Consider the following 17,574-nt stretch of genomic DNA (forward strand, 5'->3'; position numbering starts at 1 on the left):
GAGGAACAATGCAGCCGACTGCCACGGTCCTGGTCTACAGCGACAACGCGAGCACCCGCGAGCAGGTGCGGACGGCCGCGGGACGCAGGCCGGCCGCCGATCTGCCGCCGGTCGAGTACATCGAGTGCGCCACGATGCCCGCCGTGCTGAAGCAGCTCGACAGGGGCGGCGTGGACGCCTGTGTGTTCGACGGTGAGGCCACGCCCGTCGGCGGCATGGGCCTGTGCCGGCAGATCAAGGACGAGATCTTCAATTCCCCGCCGGTGCTGCTCCTGATGGGCCGCCCGCAGGACGCCTGGCTGGCCACCTGGAGCCGCGCGGAGTCCGCCGTGACGCTGCCGGTGGACCCGGTCGGCTTCCCCGACGCCCTGGCGGCGCTGCTGCGCACCAGGCTCGCCGTGGAAGCCTGACGGTTCCACCGGCAGGGGGCCGGTCGCCCGGCCCCCGCGTCGCGTGTGTCAGACCTGCGGGCGCAGCCGGGCCGCCTCGACCGGGCCGGTGCCGTCCCCGGCCCCGGTGCCGCCGACCAGTGCGCTGCCCTGGCGCCACTTGGCCCAGTCCAGGTTCCAGTCGCCGAAGCCGTTGCCGAACGGGTCCATGTCCTCGCCGCCGCTGTTGACGACCTTGACGATGTCGCCCTGGCGGACGGTGCCGAAGAACCACTCGGCGTTGTCGGTCGACATGCCGACACAGCCGTGGCTGACGTTCGCGGACCCCTGTGAGCCGACGGACCACGGGGCGGCGTGCACGTACTCACCGCTCCAGGTGACCCGCGTCGCCCAGTAGACGGGCAGGTCGTACGACTCGCTGCTGCCGGCCGCGATGCCGACGCTGGTGCCCCGCATCCGTACGAACTGCTGCTTCTCCAGCACGACCTTGGTGCCGTTACGGGTCGAGAAGCCGGGCTTGCCGGTGGTCACCGGGATGGTTCTGATCTCCTCGCCGTTGCGCAGGACCGTCATGTGGTGCGTGCCGGCGTCGGCGACGGCTTCGAGGCGGTCGCCCGTGGTGATCTTGAGGGGCTTCACCGGGCCGCCGTACAGCTTGTTGCCGACCTTTATGCCGTCGAGGGTGCTGGTGACGCTCACGGTCGCGTTGGCGGGCCAGTACTCCTTGGGCCGGAAGTGCAGCTTCTTGTCGTCGACCCAGTACCAGGAGCCCTCGGCGGCGGGGCTGGAGCGGACCTTGAGACCGCGTTCGACGACGGCCCTGGCCTCTTTCTCCTTGACGGGCGCGCTCAGCTCCGCGGTGATGGGCTGGCCGACGCCGTACTTGCCCGCCTGCGGGCCGAACTTGACGTTCAGGTTGCGTTGCACCGAGGACGTCTCGAAGTCGAGCGTACGGCTGCCGGGAGCGCCGTCCTCGTCCTCCGTGGAGACCTTGACGGTGTAGCGCGCACCGGCGGCCAGTGGGGCCGTGGAGTGCCAGCGGGCGCCGTCCGCGGCCAGCTCGCCCGCGAGGTGGTGGCCGGCCTTGTCGGTGACGGTCACATCGGTGATCCGCCCGTCGCCGCCCTTGGCGACGACTTCCAGCGGCTTGTCGGGGTTCGCCTTGGCGTCGCCCTTGGGCGCGTTGAGGGAGACCTGGTCGGCTGCGTCGTAGGGCTTGCCGGACAGCGGGTGGCGATCCGTATCGCCACAGCCGGTCGCCACGGCCCCCACGGACAGGACCAGCAGCGTGCAGCCGAGAACGGTGCGAAAGCGCGGCTTGTGGTTCATAAGCACACGTTAAGAAGATTATCCGGTTACGGCGCGCTGTGTGACTGCAAACGAGGGGCCCGGATCCTCCTCAGGGGTGAGGAAGATCCGGGCCCTTGTCCCGCGTAACGGCACGTCGCGGCCGTTGTGCCTACTGGTTCTGGTTCTCACCCGTGTAGTACTCGAAGACCCAGCCCCACAGGCCGATCAGGATGATCGGGAAGGAGAAGAACAGCAGCCACCAGCCGATGGCCACGGAGAGGAACGCGAGCGCTCCGCCGATGGCCAGGGAGAGCGGCTGCCAGCTGTGCGGGGAGAAGAATCCGACCTCGCCGGCCTCGTCCGCGACGTCGGCCTCCTTGTTGTCCTGCGCCATCGCGTCGACCCGCCGGGCCGTGAAGGCCAGGTAGAAGCCGATCATGAGACTCAGGCCGAAGGCCAGGAAGAGTGCGGTGGTGCCGACCGGCTCCTTCGACCAGACGCCGTAGACAGCGGCGACGACGAGGATGAAGAGGCTCAGCCAGAGGAACATCCAGCCTTGGACCTTCACTTGCCGACCTCCTTGCCACCGAGCAGAGCGGCGTCCTTCTGTCCGTCGTTCTCAAGGTGTTCGAGCGCCGCGATCTCCGGGTGGTGCAGGTCGAACGCCGGGGATTCGGAGCGGATGCGCGGCAGCGTGGTGAAGTTGTGCCGCGGGGGCGGGCACGAAGTCGCCCATTCGAGTGAACGGCCGTAGCCCCACGGGTCGTCCACCTCGACCTTCTTCCCGTACTTGGCCGTTTTCCAGACGTTGTAGAAGAACGGCAGGACCGACAGGCCCAGCAGGAACGAGCTGATCGTCGAGATGGTGTTCAGCGCGGTGAAGCCGTCGGCGGCCAGATAGTCCGCGTAACGGCGCGGCATGCCCTCCGCGCCCAGCCAGTGCTGGACCAGGAACGTGCCGTGGAATCCGATGAACAGCGTCCAGAAGGTGATCTTCCCGAGCCGTTCGTCGAGCATCTTGCCCGTCATCTTCGGCCACCAGAAGTGGAAGCCGGCGAACATCGCGAACACCACCGTGCCGAAGACGACGTAGTGGAAGTGCGCGACGACGAAGTACGAGTCGGAGACGTGGAAGTCCATCGGCGGCGAGGCCAGGATGACGCCCGTCAGGCCACCGAAGGTGAAGGTGACCAGGAAGCCGATGGTCCAGAGCATCGGTGTCTCGAAGGACAGCGACCCCTTCCACATCGTGCCGATCCAGTTGAAGAACTTCACACCCGTTGGCACCGCGATCAGGAATGTCATGAACGAGAAGAACGGTAGTAGTACACCGCCCGTCACATACATGTGGTGCGCCCACACCGTCACCGAGAGGCCGGCGATGGCGATCGTCGCCGCGACCAGACCGATGTAACCGAACATCGGCTTCCGGCTGAACACCGGAATGATCTCGGAGACGATCCCGAAGAACGGCAGGGCGATGATGTACACCTCTGGATGCCCGAAGAACCAGAACAGGTGCTGCCAGAGCAGGGCGCCGCCGTTCGCGGCGTCGAAGATGTGCGCACCGAACTTCCGGTCGGCCTCCAGCGCGAAGAGCGCGGCGGCCAGCACCGGGAAGGCGAGCAGGACCAGCACACCGGTCAGCAGCACGTTCCAGCAGAAGATCGGCATCCGGAACATCGTCATGCCGGGCGCGCGCATGCAGATGATCGTGGTGATGAAGTTGACCGAACCGAGGATCGTGCCGAAGCCGGAGAAGGCCAGGCCCATGATCCACAGGTCGGCGCCGATGCCCGGCGAACGGACCGCGTCCGACAGCGGGGAGTACGCGAACCAGCCGAAGTCGGCCGCGCCCTGCGGGGTGATGAAACCGGCCACCGCGATGATCGAGCCGAACAGGTAGAGCCAGTAGGCGAACATGTTCAGCCGCGGGAACGCCACGTCGGGCGCGCCGATCTGGAGCGGCATGATCCAGTTCGCGAATCCGGCGAACAGCGGCGTCGCGAACATCAGCAGCATGATCGTGCCGTGCATCGTGAACGCCTGGTTGAACTGCTCGTTCGACATGATCTGCGTGCCGGGACGGGCCAGCTCGGCGCGCATGAAGAGCGCGAGCACACCACCGATGCAGAAGAAGACGAACGACGTGACCAGATAGAGCGTGCCGATCGTCTTGTGATCGGTGGTGGTCAGCCACTTGACGACGACAGCGCCGGGCTGCTTGCGCCGTACCGGCAGCTCGTTCTCGTACGAGTCGTCAGCTGCTGCGGCGGCACCCTTGGGTTCGTTGAGGATGCTCACAGTTGTTTCTTCTCCGCATTCCTGGCCGGGTCCGTCAGTCCGATGCCCGACGGGATGTAGCCGGTCTGCCCCTTCTCGGCCAGCTCCTTCAGGTGCTGCTGGTAGCGCTCCGGGGAGACGACCTTGACGTTGAAGAGCATCCGGGAGTGGTCCACGCCGCAGAGTTCGGCGCACTTGCCCATGAAGGTGCCCTCCCGGTTGGGGGTCACCTCGAAGGCGTTGGTGTGCCCCGGAATGACGTCCTGCTTCATCAGGAACGGCACGACCCAGAAGGAGTGGATGACGTCACGGGACGTCAGCACGAACCGGACCTTCTCGCCCTTCGGCAGCCACAGGGTCGGACCCGGGTTGCCGTTCTGGGGATTGCGCGTGCCCGGGATTCCGGCGTCGTAGACGCCTTCGGCGCCGGCCGGGAAGTCGTCCTGGAACTTCTGCGGGATGTCACCGAGTTCCTTGGGAACCCCGGTGCCCGTGGCGGCGTCGCCGTCCACGTTCTCCACGTAGTTGAAGCCCCAGCTCCACTGGTAGCCCACCACGTTCACGGTGTGGGTGGGCTTGTCGTCGAGAGACAGGAGCTTCGACTCGTCACGCGCGGTGAAGTAGAAGAGCACCGAGACGATGATGAGCGGAACGACCGTGTACAGGGCCTCGATGGGCATGTTGTAACGGGTCTGTGGAGGAACCTCCACCTTGGTGCGGCTGCGCCGGTGGAAGATGACGCTCCACACGATCAGCCCCCACACCAGGATGCCCGTGACGAGCGCTGCCGCCCACGAGCCCTGCCAGAGGGAGAGGATTCTGGGGGCCTCCTCGGTCACCGGAGTGGGCATTCCGAGGCGGGGGAAATCCTTGTACGTGCAACCGGAGGCGGTCGCGAGGATCAGGCCCGCAGTCAGCACCTGCGGCAGCTTCCGCCGCATCGGGCGCCGCGACGAGCGGTCGGAGCCGTTGGGACTCACGTAGCGCCTTCCCGAGAGTCTCGCCCGCACAGCCGGCTGCGGCCGTCACGGTCGGCGCCGGCCCGACGCGGGCAGGGGTTTGGATGTTTATGCGGACCAAACCCTACTGGACGCAATTTGGGGTCGCGCATGGAGGGTGCCCAACGCGCCGCCCGGGGCCCCGAAGGGGTGGAACCGCCGGCTCCGGACACTTCCGACTCCCCCTTCGGCCGCTGTCGTCGCCCCGGCGATCGGGGGCGCCGTCCGGGGGGTCCGGGCAAGGCTTAGCGTGGTGGCGTGGCCTACTTCGACTCCGCGTCCTCCGCACCGCTGCACCCCGTCGCACTTGAGGCCCTGCGCGCCGCCCTGGACGAGGGCTGGGCCGATCCGGCCAGGCTGTACCGGGAGGGGCGGCGGGCCAGGCTGCTGCTGGACGCCGCGCGCGAGGCCGCCGCCGAGGCCGTCGGGTGCCGACCCGACGAACTGGTCTTCACTCCTTCGGGGACGTACGCGGTCCACTCCGGCATCGCCGGATCGCTCGCGGGCCGTCGGCGTGTCGGCGCCCATGCGGTGGTCTCGGCGGTCGAACACTCGTCGGTGCTTCATGCCGCCCACACGCGGGTCGTCGAAGGGGACGGTCCGGCGGTGACGGAGGTCCCGGTGGACCGGACGGGGGCGGTGTCCCCGTCGGCGTACGCGGCGGCCCTGCGCCCCGACACGGCGCTCGCCTGCCTCCAGTCGGCCAACCACGAGGTCGGCACCGTGCAACCGGTCGAGGCCGTCGCCGAGGCGTGCCGGGCGGCCGGGGTGCCGCTGCTGGTGGACGCCGCGCAGTCGCTGGGGTGGGGTCCGGTGGACGGGGCGTGGTCGCTGCTGACCGCGAGCGCGCACAAATGGGGCGGGCCCGCCGGGGTGGGGCTGCTCGCCGTACGCAAGGGCGTGCGGTTCGCTCCCCAAGGCCCGGTGGACGAGCGGGAGTCGGGGCGCGTACCCGGTTTCGGGAATCTGCCGGCGATCGTCGCCGCCGCCGCGTCACTGCGGGCGGTGCGGTCGGAGGCGGAGCGGGAGGCGGCCCGGCTGCGGGTGCTGGTGGACCGGATCCGGGCGCGGGTGCCCGAGTCGGTGCCCGATGTCGAGGTGGTGGGCGATCCGGTGCACAGACTCCCGCATCTCGTCACCTTCTCCTGTCTCTATGTCGACGGGGAGACTCTGCTGCACGAACTGGACCGGGCGGAGTTTTCCGTGTCGTCGGGTTCGTCCTGCACGAGCAGCACACTGACCCCCAGCCATGTGCTGCGGGCGATGGGGGTGCTCTCGGAGGGCAATGTCAGGATCTCGCTGCCCTCCGGTACGGCCGAGGCGGAGGTGGAGCGGTTCCTTGAGGTGCTGCCGGGGGTGGTCGCGGGCGTACGGGAGCGGCTGGGCGTTCCGGCGACGGCGCGGGAGGGCGGCGGCGAAACGGCGCCGGACGCGGCGTCGGTGGTCGTGGACGCGCTCGGCAGGCTGTGCCCGATCCCGGTGATCGAGCTGGCCAAGGTGATCGGGGACGTACCGGTGGGCGGCACGGTGACCGTCCTGTCCGACGACGAGGCCGCCCGCCTGGACATCCCGGCCTGGTGCGAGATGCGCGGACACGAGTACGGCGGCCGGAGCGGCACCGCGTTCCTGGTGCGCCGCCTCGTCTGAACCGCCGGCCGTACGGGTACTCCCTCTCCTCCCGCTCCTCGCTCATCCGTTCCCGTCATGTCCGGCGTATTGTCTCCGTGCGCCCGCGCGCGTACGACTCAGGTCTTCCGGTAGGCGACGCGCAGGGCCATGGCGCCGAGTTCGTCGCGCCAGACCTGGTCCATGGGCGCGGCGTCGAGCGCCGCGCGGCCACGTTGGACGAGTTCGTCGATGTGCTTCTCCACGTCGTCCGGGACGCCCGTCGCGACGAGCAGGTCGCGCAGTTCGTCCGCGTCGTGTCCGGGGGTGGTGACCAGGTCGCGGACCCGCTCGTCACGCTGCATGGCCCAGCCGAGCAGCAGCGTCATCTTGTGCTGGGAGAAGTCGAGTCCGGCGGGCTTGCCCGTCTCGGTGGGGTCCCCGAACGCGCCCAGCAGGTCGTCGCGGAGCTGGAACGCCTCGCCGACCGCGCCTCCGTACTCCTCGAAGGCCGCGGCGAGTCCGGTGGCCCCGGCGAGGGTGGCGCCGACGACGAGGGGCCGGTGAATGGTGTAGCGGCCGGACTTGGCGAGCGCGATCCAGCGGGAGAGTTCCGGGTCGACGGAGAATTCGGCCGCCGACGCGACGTCCATGTACTGACCGATGATCAGCTCCGCGCGCAGTTCGCTCCAGACGGGGACGAGCGCGGGAGGCGCCTCGGCCATCAGCCGGTCGGAGTAGATGAGCGCCAGGTCACCGGCGAGGATCGCCACGCTCTCGCCGAATCGGCGGGCCTCGCCCTGCCAGCCGCGCTCCCTGTGCTCGGCCGAGTGCTTCATATGGACGGTGGGCGCGCCGCGACGCTGTCCGGCCGCGTCCATGACGTCGTCGTGGATGAGGGCGCAGGCGTGCAGCATCTCCAGCGCGGCGGCGGCCGGTACGACTCCGGGCGCGTCCGGGGCGCCGCCCGCCGCGAGGTATCCCATGACGCAGAAGGCGGGGCGCAGCCGCTTGCCGCCGGAGTCGATCAGGTCGGCCACCGCCCCGACGGGGACCGGGGCGCGCTTGTCGACGGCCGTCCAGATCTCGTTCTCGGCCGTGAGGAAGTCGCGCAGGCGGTGTTCCACCCGCTCCAGCAGGTGGCGCGTGGTGCGGCGCGCGGAGTCCGCCGTCAGCACGCCGTTGTCGGACCGGGCGGTCACTTCGGTGGTCACACGTGTCTCCTGGGGCTCTATCGGAATTACTAAAATCTTCCTTGAGGGAAACTTGAATTACGGTCCAGTAATCCAGCACCTCAAGATGGACGTACCGCCACACACATTCACCAACAGGTCACAACTCCCTCGGGAGACAAAGTCGTTGACAAGCCCAAGCACTCATGGGAGGATCGTGGCCCTATTGTCCCGAGTTCGTTATCGGGTCAACGCGGAACCGGGGGGTCCGCATGGAAACAAAGCCTGCCCAAATATCTGGGGCAGCATCCAAGACATCCAGAACAATCGTCCTCCGCGGATTACTTCGCCTTTCGAAGATCCGCGTTTTCCAGCACTACTTCGGTCTCGCTCTCGCATGGCTGCTGCTCAGCCCGGAAGCGCTGCAACGACCGGGTGCCACGACCGCGATGCTCCTCTTCCTACTGGGCTCGGTCGCCATTGTCGCGTGTGCGTGCGCCAGCGACGACATAGCAGGATTCAGAAATGGCAGCGACCTGATGAACTACCAGTCGGACGAGCAGCTGCGCGACATTCACGCGAAGCCGCTGCTGACCGGCGCCGTCACCGAGAGACAGGCTCTCACCTTCGCCGTCGGATCAGGCTTCCTGGCCGTACCGGCCGGGGCGGCGGCATTCTGGGCGCTCGACTGGGACGCTCCCTTCAGCGCCTATGCCCTCTATCTTCTGGGATTCGCCTTCAGCGTCCAGTACTCGGTGGGCCTGAGGGTGAGCTACCGGCGCGGCGGCGGCGAGACGCTGCTCTGCTTCTCCACCGCCGCGGGGCTGCTCGCGCCCTTCCTCGCGGTGAACCGCGACTGGACCTGGCCGGCCGTCGCCCAGGCCCTCCTGCTCGGCCTCTGGCTGGTCATGGTCAGCAGCTACTCCAACGTCAACGACGTGGCGGGCGACCGGATGGCGGGCCGGCGCACCTTGGCCGTGACCACGGGCAGAACCGTCCAGAACGCGGCCATGGCCTCGTTCTTCCTGCTCTCGGCCGGTCTGCTCACCGCGCTCGCGATGACCGGCGGATGGCCGGGGTGGCTGCTCCTCACCGCGCTTCCCGCCACCGTCCTGCACGCGGCGCAGCTCTATCACGGGCCGGTCAGAGGCCAGTGGCTCCGGGCCAGGAAGCTCGGACTCATCGCGTACAACCTCGGGTTCGCCGGCATCGCCGTACCGACGTTCTTCGCCCTTCACCGGTAGCCGCGGCGGCCGGGAATCCAGAACACCACGGCGAATTCGGTTCATTCACTTGGGGGAAAGACAATGACCGGACCACTGTGCGAGCGAGACCATATGGTGGAGACGGAGTCGATGGCAGGGCTCCGGCTGTGCGCACCCTGTCTACGACAGACGGAAAGAAATCTCACCAGCCTTCCCGCTCTGCACGAGGAGTGCGTCGACCATGTTTTCGGGGGTCCCCGGAACCCGGCTCGGCAACGAGTGGCGGGAAGCCGAGACGTGTCCCCTCTCAATGATTCGGCCATCGAGACACGCAGCAACATATCCGGTGTGCTCATCGCATGGTCGAGCAGTGTCGCCGAAGAGAAAGGCACACCCGCACCCGGCTCCTCCGTGCGGCGCCTGACGCACTTTCTCCTCACCCATCTGCACTGGCTCGCCACGTCCACCGAGGCCGTGGTCTTCGCGGACGAGATCGAGAATCTGACGACGGAGGCGCGCCGGACGATCGATCCGGCACCGGAGGCCCGGCTCATCACGCTGGGCCGGTGCGTCGAACCCGACTGCGCGGAAATCATCACCGCCGCGGCACCGGGCCGGCGAATCTTGAATTCCCGCAGTATCAGCTGCGCCGCCGGGCATTCCTGGGAGGTTCACGAATGGTTCCTTCTCCAGAGCCGTATCGAGCAGAAGAAGGGGGTCAGCGCGTGACCAGGCCGCCACGCCACCGGCGCGTTCCGACGAAAGCGGCCGCGCTCGCCGTGGGTGTTCCGGAAGCGACGATCCGACAGTGGGTACGCAGGGGGAAGCTCACCCGCTACGGCACTCCCGGCCGGGCCGAGTTCGACATCGCGGAACTGACCGTGATCGCGAAGGGGCCGGACCGCTGAGCACCGCGGGGCCGGACCACCCCTCCTGGAGCGGGTGGCCCGGCCCTGCGACGGGCCGGGCTCCACGGTCCTCCGGGTGCCGGGGGTCCGTCAGAACTCGCTGATCCGCTCGGCCACCTTGATCCCGACGTGCCGTCCGGGCTCGGTGACGTGGCCGAGGAGCTCGGTGCCCGGCACTACGTCGGTGAGGTTGAGCGGTTTGCCCTCGGCGCTCATCACCCGCACGTGCCAGTCGTCCTGGAGGAAGACGTTGACCTTGACGTCCCCGTACGTGGCCTCGATGAGCCGCAGCGGACGGAGTTCGACCTTCACCCGGCCGACCACGACCTCGCGGAACGTGCCGTCCGCCGAGACGGCGTGCGAACGCTCCCCGGCGGCGAGGTCGGTGATGTACGCGGTGGTGTCCGCCCCGAAGACGTAGCTGTGCACGGCACCGGCGTTCACCCGGAACGGGCGGAGGTTCATGTACGGCAGGTAGTGCACCTCCGCGCAGACCAGGATGCCGCCGGAGGACGTCGAGCCGACGATCATGCCCTCGTCCTCGCCGAACAGCGTGGCCGTGTCGACACAGCCCCGGTAGCCCATGCCGATCGGTTCCGCGCGTACGACCTCCAGCGGCACGAGGTCCTTGCGGACCTGCCGGCGCAGCCGCAGCGCCTCGCCCACCCGGTCGATGTCGGCGAGTTGGTCACCGCGGACGACCAGGCCGGCGGGCCCGCTCTCCAGCACACCGGCGACGCTGGCCGTCTCGGCCGAGCTGAGCAGTTCCTTCAGCACCCGCGTCGTGCCGTCCTGGGCGCGGGCCAGCAGCAGCTCCAGCGGGATGTTGGTCTCGTCGATGAAGGCCGCCACCAGCACATCGGCCCTGCCGCAGAGGTCGGCCGCCACGTTCATGGTGTCGCCGTCGACGATCTCGCAGCGCACGCCGACCGGCCGGCCACCGGCGAGGGCCCGGACGGTGTCGAGCTGCGCCGGTGCCTCCACCAGCAAAATGCCCACCCGCTGGTCGTCCAGTGCGGCGGGGGCGTTGTCCGCGTCCACCAGGGCGGCCAGGGTGATCCGCTCAAGCGGTTCCCAGCCGTCGAGCTGGTCGGGGCGCAGCAGGACCGTCGTCGCGGCGGAGGACCGCGCGTGTGCGAGGGCCGCCGCCGTGTCGTCGGGGCCGAGTCCCGTGACGTCCGCCCAGAGTTCCTGTTCCGTGTCCACGTGCCATCCGTTCTGAGAGGTTCCGAGGGTTGCGAGAGCGCTGACGGCTCAGGGGTGCGGGAGGGTGACGCGTGCCCTGGCTCAGCCGGAGCCGTGCACGACACCGCGGAGTTCGGCCGTGGCCCGCGCGGGGTCGACGCTGCCGAACACCCGGCGGCCGACGCAGAGACCGGCGATGCCCGCGCCGATCGCGTTCTTGGCGGAGTTGAGGAAGGCGTCCCAGGAGCCGTCCGGGCCGCCGCCGGCGATCACCACGGGCACCGGCACCTGGGCGGCCAGATCGGTGAGGTACTGCTCGCCGGGGTGGGCCGCCTTGACGATGTCCGCGCCCAGCTCGGCCGCGATCCGCGAGGCGTGCAGCACATCGGGGCCGATGTCCGTCGCCTCGGTCCTGATGTACGTCATCACCAGCAGCGGCATGCCGAGCCGGTCGCAGGAGCGGGCGACGGCGCCGAGCCCCACGAGCGCGTCGCGGTCCTCCCGGTGGCCGCAGCCGAGGGTGATGTGCGCCGACACGGCGTCCGCGCCCATCGCGGCGGCGGTCTCCGGTTCGCAGACCGTGGCCTTGAGTTCGGACTGCGGGCTGAGCGCGGTGTTGCCCGACAGGTGCACGATCATCGCCGTGTCCCGCTGCACGGGCATCTCCCGGGCGGCCGATCCCCGGTGCGCGACGATGCCGTCCGCGCCACCACTGACCACGGAGCGCATGACGGAGCCCATGTTGGTCAGTCCGCCGACGACACCCGTGGTCACCGAGTGGTCGAGCGCCACGAGCAGCGTTCTGCCGTCCTCCGCGATCAGCCGACGCAGCCGTCGTTCTTTTCCGTTCACCGCTGTCACTGCCCTACCTCTCCCTCGCTGGTCTCCGGCACGACGCAGGGGCCGGCTCGGGCGCGGACGGCGCCGGAGCCGGCCCCTGCGGGCGGCCGGTCGGTTCGGTTGCTACGGACAACTCACATACGGTCGGGTGCGGACACGCCCTCGCGTGCCGCGGTCACCGGCACAAGGTGTTCGGCGTCCGGCGCGCCGTCGTACTCCTTCAGGCCGAACCTGGCGTGCACGCGCCGCAACGGGGCGGGTGCACGCCAGGTGGCGCGCCCGCCGAGCCGCATCAGCGCGGGCAGCAGCAGTCCGCGGATCAGGGTCGCGTCCATCAGGACGGCCAGCGGCAGGCCGATGCCGTACGCCTTGGACAGCGTGATGTCCGAGACGGCGAAGGCGAGGAACACCACGGAGATCAGCACCGCCGCGGCGGTGACGATCCGTCCGATGCGCTCCAGGCCGCGGGCGACCGCCGCGCTCCCGTCCCCGGTGATCTCGTACTCCTCCCTGATCCTGGCCAGCAGGAAGATCTGGTAGTCCATGGCCAGGCCGAAGGACAGCGCGAAGAGCATCACGGGCACCGTGGCCGCGATGTCCCCCGTGACGGTGAATCCGCCGAGCAGACCCGCGAGATGACCGTCCTGGAAGATCCACACCAGCGCCCCGAAGGTCGCCACCGGGTGTGACGTGAGTCACTCGGTGAGCCGGGGTGTGTACGGGCGGAAGAACCGCGCCGCCCACCGGGGTCCGGTTGGCGGCGCGTCGGGGCGGCGGCCCCTACCTCAGGTGCGCGCGGACCTCGGTGGCCGCTTCGTCGCCGTACGCCTTGGTGAAGCGGTCCATGAAGTTGTTCCGGCGCAGCGTGTACTCCTGGGTGCCGAGTGTCTCGATGACCAGGGTCGCGACCATGCAGCCGACCTGCGCGGCCCGCTCCAGGCCGACTCCCCACGACAGCCCGGACAGGAAGCCGGCGCGGAAGGCGTCACCGACACCGGTCGGGTCGACCTTGGCCGTCTCCTCCGCACAGCCGACCTCGATCGGGTCGTCGCCGACCCGCTCGATCCGGACACCGCGGGAGCCGAGCGTGGTGACCCGGTGGCCGACCCGGGAGAGGATCTCGGCGTCGGTCCAGCCGGTCTTGGACTCGATGAGCCCCTTCTCGTACTCGTTGGAGAACAGGTACGTGGCGCCGTCGAGCAGCAGCCTGATCTCATCGCCCTCCATCCGCGCGATCTGCTGCGAGAAGTCCGCGGCGAACGGGATGGACCTGGTGCGGCACTCCTCGGTGTGACGGAGCATCGCCTCGGGGTCGTCGGCGCCGATGAGCACCAGGTCGAGGCCGCCGACCCGGTCGGCCACCGACTTCAGCTCGATCTGCCGGGCCTCGCTCATGGCGCCGGTGTAGAAGGAGCCGATCTGGTTGTGGTCGGCGTCGGTCGTACACACGAAGCGCGCGGTGTGCAGCACTTCGGAGACCCGGACGGACGCGGTGTCGACACCGTGTCGGTCGAGCCAGGCGCGGTACTCGTCGAAGTCGGGGCCGACGGCGCCGACCAGGATCGGCGCGGTGCCGAGCTGGCCCATGCCGAAGCAGATGTTGGCGCCGACACCGCCTCTGCGTACGTCGAGGTTGTCTACGAGGAAGGAAAGCGAGACCGTGTGCAGCTGGTCCCCGACCAACTGGTCGGCGAAGCGACCGGGGAAGGTCATGAGGTGGTCAGTGGCGATGGAGCCGGTGACTGCGATTCTCACGGCGTGACTGCTCCTGTGGAGGAGAACAATGGACAGCTCACGCTATCTGGTCGGCACTCGCGCCACGACGGAGCAGAACTACCCGATAGTAGGGCTTTTCTCTCAACCGGTCCGTGCTTACGGTGCGTACATGAGGAACCACACCGTCCCCCGCGAGCGCTCCGTACGTGAGTCCGACACCAGCCTGGCCGAGCTGCGCGGCGACTGCGCCCGGATGGCGCCGCACTGGGTGAGGCCGGCCACCGCCGCTCCGGTCCCCGTCCCCCCGTCGCTCATCCATGGCGTCACGGTCCCGTCGGCCTCGGCCCGGCTGATCGACGGCATGTCGGAGTACGGGGACTAGTCCCCCCGGGGGAACCGCGCGCTCGCGCCGACCGTCCCACCGCTGTCCCGGCCCGGCAGGGTGATCCGGTCGAAGGAGCAGACGATGACGAGTACGGAACGACCTCAGGACGGCGACGGCGAACGTAACGGGTGGCGGCGCTCCCCCTTCGCCGTCGTGTCGGTGGTGGCGGCAGTCCTGCTCGCCGGCGGTGGCGGCGCCTACTTCGCCACCACCTCGTCGGAGGGCGGCGGTGACGGCAAGTCCGCCGCGCGCGGCGCGGGGGACCTCGATCCGCCGCCGCTGGCGCTCGGCGCGGACGCGGGCGGTGGGGCGGGAAGGAATCCCGGCCTCGGGATCGCGCCCGGTGAGCCGAGTCCGTACGGAGTCGAGTACCGCGCCTCGGGCACGCTGCCCGAGGGGCCCGATTCGGCCGCCGTGCACCGTCCCGAAGGATCCGTCGCCGCGGCCGACGTGGCGCGTCTCGCCAAGGCCCTGGGGGTGTCCGGCACACCGGAACGCTCCGGTACGGCCTGGAAGGTCGGCGGCCACAAGGACGGTTCGGGGCCGCTGCTCACTGTCGACCAACAGGCGCCCGGCGACTGGACGTTCGGCCGCTTCGGGCCCGCGCCCGGCGGTGACGACTGCCTCAAGGGCAAGGAGTGCCCGAGCGGCGACGGAGGCGGGAGCAACCCCGTCGTGCCCGGCGACGGGGCGGGCCCGGTGAGCGAGCGGGCCGCGAAGAAGGCCGCGGCGCCCGTGCTGAAGGCGCTGGGCCAGGAGGACGCCGCGCTCGACGCGGGCCAGCTGATGGGCGCCGTACGGGTGGTGAACGCCGCTCCCGTGGTCGCGGGGCTGCCGACGTACGGCTGGTCGACCGGTATCCAGATCGGTGCGGACGGCCAAGTGGTCGCCGGCAGCGGGAAGTTGAAGGAGCCGGCAAAGGGCGCCGAGTATCCGGTGGTGAGCGCCGTCGAGGCGCTGAAGCTGCTGAACGGGGCGGCGGGCGACCGGGGCACGAGCGGGATCGGCGGCTGCGCGTCCGCGGTGCCCCAGAAGGACGGCCGCGAGCCGGCGGCGCCGTGCGAGCCGGGAGGCACGGGCGTGAAGCCCACGCAGGTACCCGTGGGCAAGGCGGTTTTCGGACTGGCGTCGCGTCAGGTGGAGGGACGGGCCGCGCTCGTACCGTCGTGGTGGTTCGAGGTGGCGGGCGCCGGGGACGGTCCGGCGTCGTTCGTCACCCGGACGGCGGTGCTTCCCGAGTATCTGACGCGGGGCGGCGGGAGCGGTGACGGCACGGACGCGGGCCCGGGCAACGACGACGGCGCGGTCCGCCAGGACAGCGACGAACCGGGATTCCCGGTCGAGACGTACAGCGCCGACGGGAGCACGCTGAGCGTGCGCTTCAGGGGCGCCCCGTGTGGCGAGTACTCGGTGCGGGCGGAAGAGAGCGGGTCGGTGGTGAAGGTGGAGGTGGTCGACTCCGCGCCGCGCCGTGTGTGCATCGCGATCTCCAAGGCGCTCACCGAGAAGGTGACGCTGGACAAGCAGCTCGGCGACCGGAAGGTCGTGGACGCGGTCACCGGGGACGCCGTCCCACTGAGGAAGTAGGCCACGCACGCGAAAAGGCGGCGGCCCCTGATGAGGGGCCGCCGCCTTTTCGCTGTCCCGTTACGGGGCGGACGACTCGGGTCGCCGGGCGGCGATCAGTTGAAGGAGTCGCCGCAGGCGCAGGAACCGGAGGCGTTGGGGTTGTCGATCGTGAAGCCCTGCTTCTCGATCGTGTCCACGAAGTCGATCGAGGCGCCGCCCAGATACGGGGCGCTCATCCGGTCGGTGACGACCTTGACGCCGTCGAAGTCCTTCACGACGTCGCCGTCCAGCGAACGCTCGTCGAAGAACAGTTGGTAACGGAGACCGGAACAGCCGCCGGGCTGGACCGCGACGCGCAGCGCGAGGTCGTCCCTGCCTTCCTGGTCGAGCAGGGCCTTGACCTTGCCCGCGGCGGCGTCGGACAGGAGGATGCCGTCGCTCACGGTGGTGGTCTCGTCCGATACGGACATCTGCTTCTCTCCCGGGGTGGGGCCTCCCCGCCGAGGCAGGGGAAGAACGGACTCATTGCCGACAGCTACAACCGTCAAGGCCGCGGAATCATTCCGGGCTCGCCGCTCGCCTCGTCTGTCGCTCTTCTCCTCATGCTCGCACACCCGGCTCCGGAGCGGCACCGACCGCCGTTCCCGGGAATGCGTCACATCGACGCTATCGACATCGTCAAAGTGACGTGAAGCGGTTATGATAGATAACGTCAATTAGACGAAAAGGCTCCTCCGCAGAGAAGAAAGGGTGCGTGACGTGACCACGGCCCAAGCCCGTCAGGATCTCGCTGTACAGCCGACGCCCCTCGCGCTGCTCCTGCTCGGCCGCGAGGCCGACACCCGGAGCGAGCGCGGCGTGGACTGCCCCGGTGACCTGCCGTCGCCGTCCGACCCGGATCTGGTCGAACGCGCCCGCGCGGCGAAGGAGAAGCTCGGGGAGAAGGTCTTCATCCTCGGCCACCACTACCAGCGCGACGAGGTCATCCAGTTCGCCGATGTGACCGGTGACTCGTTCAAGCTCGCCAAGGACGCCGCCGCGCGCCCCGAGGCCGAGTACATCGTCTTCTGCGGTGTGCACTTCATGGCCGAGTCGGCGGACATCCTGACGGCCGACGACCAGAAGGTCGTCCTGCCCGACCTGGCCGCGGGCTGTTCGATGGCGGACATGGCGACGGCCGAGCAGGTCGCCGAGTGCTGGGACGTGCTGACCGAGGCCGGCATAGCCGAGCGGGTCGTCCCCGTCTCGTACATGAACTCCTCCGCCGACATCAAGGCGTTCACCGGCAAGCACGGCGGCACCATCTGCACCTCGTCAAACGCCGAGCGCGCCCTCGACTGGGCCTTCGAGCAGGGCGACAAGGTCCTCTTCCTCCCCGACCAGCATCTGGGGCGCAACACGGCCGTACGGGACCTGGGGCTGTCGCTGGAGGACTGCGTCCTCTACAACCCCCACAAGCCGAACGGCGGCCTGACGGCCGAGGAGCTGCGGAACGCGAAGATGATCCTGTGGCGCGGGCACTGCTCCGTGCACGGCCGTTTCTCGCTGGACTCGGTCAACGAGGTCCGCGAGCGGATTCCCGGGGTGAATGTGCTGGTGCACCCGGAGTGCAAGCACGAGGTCGTCTCCGCCGCCGACTACGTGGGCTCGACGGAGTACATCATCAAGATGCTTCAGCAGGCGCCGGCCGGCTCGAAGTGGGCGATCGGCACCGAGCTGAATCTGGTGCAGCGGCTGGCGAACCGTTTCGCCGCCGACGACAAGGAGATCGTCTTCCTCGACAGGACGGTCTGCTTCTGCTCGACGATGAACCGCATCGACCTGCCGCACCTGGTGTGGACGCTCGAATCGCTCGCCGAGGGCAAGGACATCAACCGGATCCAGGTCGAGAAGGAGACGGCGGACTTCGCCCAGCTCGCGCTGGAGCGGATGCTGGCGCTGCCGTAGCCGACAGGCCGTACGGGCGCCGCGAAGGCCGTACGGGAAACAGCGGAGAGGGGCGCCCGCCAATGGCGGGCGCCCCTCACTC

General features: G+C 69.3%; 18 protein-coding genes. 8 read left to right on the forward strand and 10 right to left on the reverse strand.

Annotation, left to right across the window (positions count from 1 at the left end; all coding sequences use genetic code 11):
- Window positions 1-8: 8 nt before the first annotated feature.
- Window positions 9-410, forward strand: coding sequence for a hypothetical protein (locus SSPS47_RS08040; RefSeq protein ID WP_164249815.1), 402 nt, complete (start codon window positions 9-11; stop codon window positions 408-410).
- 48 nt (window positions 411-458) lie between these two features.
- On the opposite strand, the gene SSPS47_RS08045 is transcribed toward SSPS47_RS08040, so the two are convergent.
- The 4 genes from SSPS47_RS08045 to coxB form a co-directional block, all read right to left on the reverse strand.
- Window positions 459-1,718 (reverse strand): Ig-like domain-containing protein, encoded by a 1,260-nt coding sequence (locus SSPS47_RS08045; RefSeq protein ID WP_164249817.1) that lies wholly within the window; start codon window positions 1,716-1,718, stop codon window positions 459-461.
- Between the two features lie 130 nt (window positions 1,719-1,848).
- Window positions 1,849-2,247 (reverse strand): cytochrome c oxidase subunit 4, encoded by a 399-nt coding sequence (locus SSPS47_RS08050; RefSeq protein WP_147872564.1) that lies wholly within the window; start codon window positions 2,245-2,247, stop codon window positions 1,849-1,851.
- Complete coding sequence (ctaD, locus tag SSPS47_RS08055) at window positions 2,244-3,983, reverse strand: cytochrome c oxidase subunit I (protein ID WP_147872566.1); 1,740 nt, start codon at window positions 3,981-3,983, stop codon at window positions 2,244-2,246. The genes SSPS47_RS08050 and ctaD overlap by 4 nt, the downstream gene beginning before the upstream one ends.
- Window positions 3,980-4,942 carry a cytochrome c oxidase subunit II gene (gene coxB, locus SSPS47_RS08060; protein ID WP_147872568.1) on the reverse strand — a complete coding sequence of 321 codons (963 nt, stop codon included), beginning with the start codon at window positions 4,940-4,942 and terminating at the stop codon, window positions 3,980-3,982. Before coxB ends, ctaD begins: the two co-directional genes overlap by 4 nt.
- A gap of 276 nt (window positions 4,943-5,218) precedes the next feature.
- Between coxB and SSPS47_RS08065 the strand changes: the two genes are divergently transcribed.
- Complete coding sequence (locus SSPS47_RS08065) at window positions 5,219-6,607, forward strand: cysteine desulfurase/sulfurtransferase TusA family protein (RefSeq protein WP_164249819.1); 1,389 nt, start codon at window positions 5,219-5,221, stop codon at window positions 6,605-6,607.
- Window positions 6,608-6,705: 98 nt separating this feature from the next.
- On the opposite strand, the gene SSPS47_RS08070 is transcribed toward SSPS47_RS08065, so the two are convergent.
- Complete coding sequence (locus tag SSPS47_RS08070; protein ID WP_239064808.1) at window positions 6,706-7,779, reverse strand: polyprenyl synthetase family protein; 1,074 nt, start codon at window positions 7,777-7,779, stop codon at window positions 6,706-6,708.
- 230 nt (window positions 7,780-8,009) lie between these two features.
- On the opposite strand from SSPS47_RS08070, the gene SSPS47_RS08075 reads away from it, so the two are divergent.
- From SSPS47_RS08075 to SSPS47_RS08085, 3 genes are all read left to right on the forward strand, one after another.
- Window positions 8,010-8,981, forward strand: a complete 972-nt coding sequence (locus SSPS47_RS08075; RefSeq protein ID WP_343234869.1) for a UbiA family prenyltransferase — start codon at window positions 8,010-8,012, stop codon at window positions 8,979-8,981.
- A gap of 309 nt (window positions 8,982-9,290) precedes the next feature.
- Complete coding sequence (locus tag SSPS47_RS08080) at window positions 9,291-9,671, forward strand: hypothetical protein (protein WP_164249823.1); 381 nt, start codon at window positions 9,291-9,293, stop codon at window positions 9,669-9,671.
- Entirely contained in the window at window positions 9,668-9,850 is a 183-nt protein-coding gene (locus SSPS47_RS08085) for a hypothetical protein (protein ID WP_164249825.1), read from the forward strand. Before SSPS47_RS08080 ends, SSPS47_RS08085 begins: the two co-directional genes overlap by 4 nt.
- Before the next feature lie 90 nt (window positions 9,851-9,940).
- On the opposite strand, the gene SSPS47_RS08090 is transcribed toward SSPS47_RS08085, so the two are convergent.
- The 4 genes from SSPS47_RS08090 to SSPS47_RS08105 all read right to left on the reverse strand — a co-directional run bounded on the left by SSPS47_RS08090 (window position 9,941) and on the right by SSPS47_RS08105 (window position 13,630).
- Window positions 9,941-11,056 carry a 3-dehydroquinate synthase II gene (locus SSPS47_RS08090; RefSeq protein ID WP_164249827.1) on the reverse strand — a complete coding sequence of 372 codons (1,116 nt, stop codon included), beginning with the start codon at window positions 11,054-11,056 and terminating at the stop codon, window positions 9,941-9,943.
- Between the two features lie 81 nt (window positions 11,057-11,137).
- Entirely contained in the window at window positions 11,138-11,896 is a 759-nt protein-coding gene (locus SSPS47_RS08095; protein ID WP_164249829.1) for a fructose-bisphosphate aldolase, read from the reverse strand.
- A 113-nt stretch (window positions 11,897-12,009) separates the two neighbouring features.
- Window positions 12,010-12,555 (reverse strand): MMPL family transporter, encoded by a 546-nt coding sequence (locus tag SSPS47_RS08100; protein WP_164249831.1) that lies wholly within the window; start codon window positions 12,553-12,555, stop codon window positions 12,010-12,012.
- 100 nt (window positions 12,556-12,655) lie between these two features.
- Window positions 12,656-13,630: a carbohydrate kinase family protein gene (locus SSPS47_RS08105; RefSeq protein WP_164249833.1), complete on the reverse strand. Its 975-nt coding sequence runs from the start codon at window positions 13,628-13,630 to the stop codon at window positions 12,656-12,658.
- Window positions 13,631-13,760: 130 nt separating this feature from the next.
- Between SSPS47_RS08105 and SSPS47_RS08110 the strand changes: the two genes are divergently transcribed.
- Both SSPS47_RS08110 and SSPS47_RS08115 read left to right on the forward strand, forming a co-directional pair.
- On the forward strand, window positions 13,761-13,973 hold the full coding sequence (locus SSPS47_RS08110) for a hypothetical protein (RefSeq protein ID WP_164249834.1): 213 nt from the start codon (window positions 13,761-13,763) through the stop codon (window positions 13,971-13,973).
- 84 nt (window positions 13,974-14,057) lie between these two features.
- Window positions 14,058-15,563 (forward strand): hypothetical protein, encoded by a 1,506-nt coding sequence (locus tag SSPS47_RS08115; RefSeq protein ID WP_164249836.1) that lies wholly within the window; start codon window positions 14,058-14,060, stop codon window positions 15,561-15,563.
- 95 nt (window positions 15,564-15,658) lie between these two features.
- Here SSPS47_RS08115 and SSPS47_RS08120 read toward each other — a convergent pair whose 3' ends face one another.
- Window positions 15,659-16,015 carry an iron-sulfur cluster assembly accessory protein gene (locus SSPS47_RS08120; protein WP_078077727.1) on the reverse strand — a complete coding sequence of 119 codons (357 nt, stop codon included), beginning with the start codon at window positions 16,013-16,015 and terminating at the stop codon, window positions 15,659-15,661.
- A 289-nt stretch (window positions 16,016-16,304) separates the two neighbouring features.
- Between SSPS47_RS08120 and nadA the strand changes: the two genes are divergently transcribed.
- A complete protein-coding gene (gene nadA, locus SSPS47_RS08125; protein WP_164249838.1) occupies window positions 16,305-17,492 on the forward strand; it encodes a quinolinate synthase NadA in 1,188 nt (395 codons plus the stop codon).
- Window positions 17,493-17,574 lie beyond the last annotated feature (82 nt).

Source organism: Streptomyces sp. S4.7 (genome assembly GCF_010384365.1).
In the GTDB taxonomy this organism is placed as follows: domain Bacteria; phylum Actinomycetota; class Actinomycetes; order Streptomycetales; family Streptomycetaceae; genus Streptomyces.

What these genes read in the sequence shown, in the direction of transcription:
- SSPS47_RS08120 (WP_078077727.1), bottom strand. Translation starts at nt 16,015, where the DNA reads ATGTCCGTATCGGACGAGACCACCACCGTGAGCGACGGCATCCTCCTG.
- SSPS47_RS08110 (WP_164249834.1), top strand. Translation starts at nt 13,761, where the DNA reads ATGAGGAACCACACCGTCCCCCGCGAGCGCTCCGTACGTGAGTCCGAC.
- SSPS47_RS08075 (WP_343234869.1), top strand. Translation starts at nt 8,010, where the DNA reads ATGGAAACAAAGCCTGCCCAAATATCTGGGGCAGCATCCAAGACATCC.
- SSPS47_RS08045 (WP_164249817.1), bottom strand. Translation starts at nt 1,718, where the DNA reads ATGAACCACAAGCCGCGCTTTCGCACCGTTCTCGGCTGCACGCTGCTG.
- SSPS47_RS08115 (WP_164249836.1), top strand. Translation starts at nt 14,058, where the DNA reads ATGACGAGTACGGAACGACCTCAGGACGGCGACGGCGAACGTAACGGG.
- SSPS47_RS08040 (WP_164249815.1), top strand. Translation starts at nt 9, where the DNA reads ATGCAGCCGACTGCCACGGTCCTGGTCTACAGCGACAACGCGAGCACC.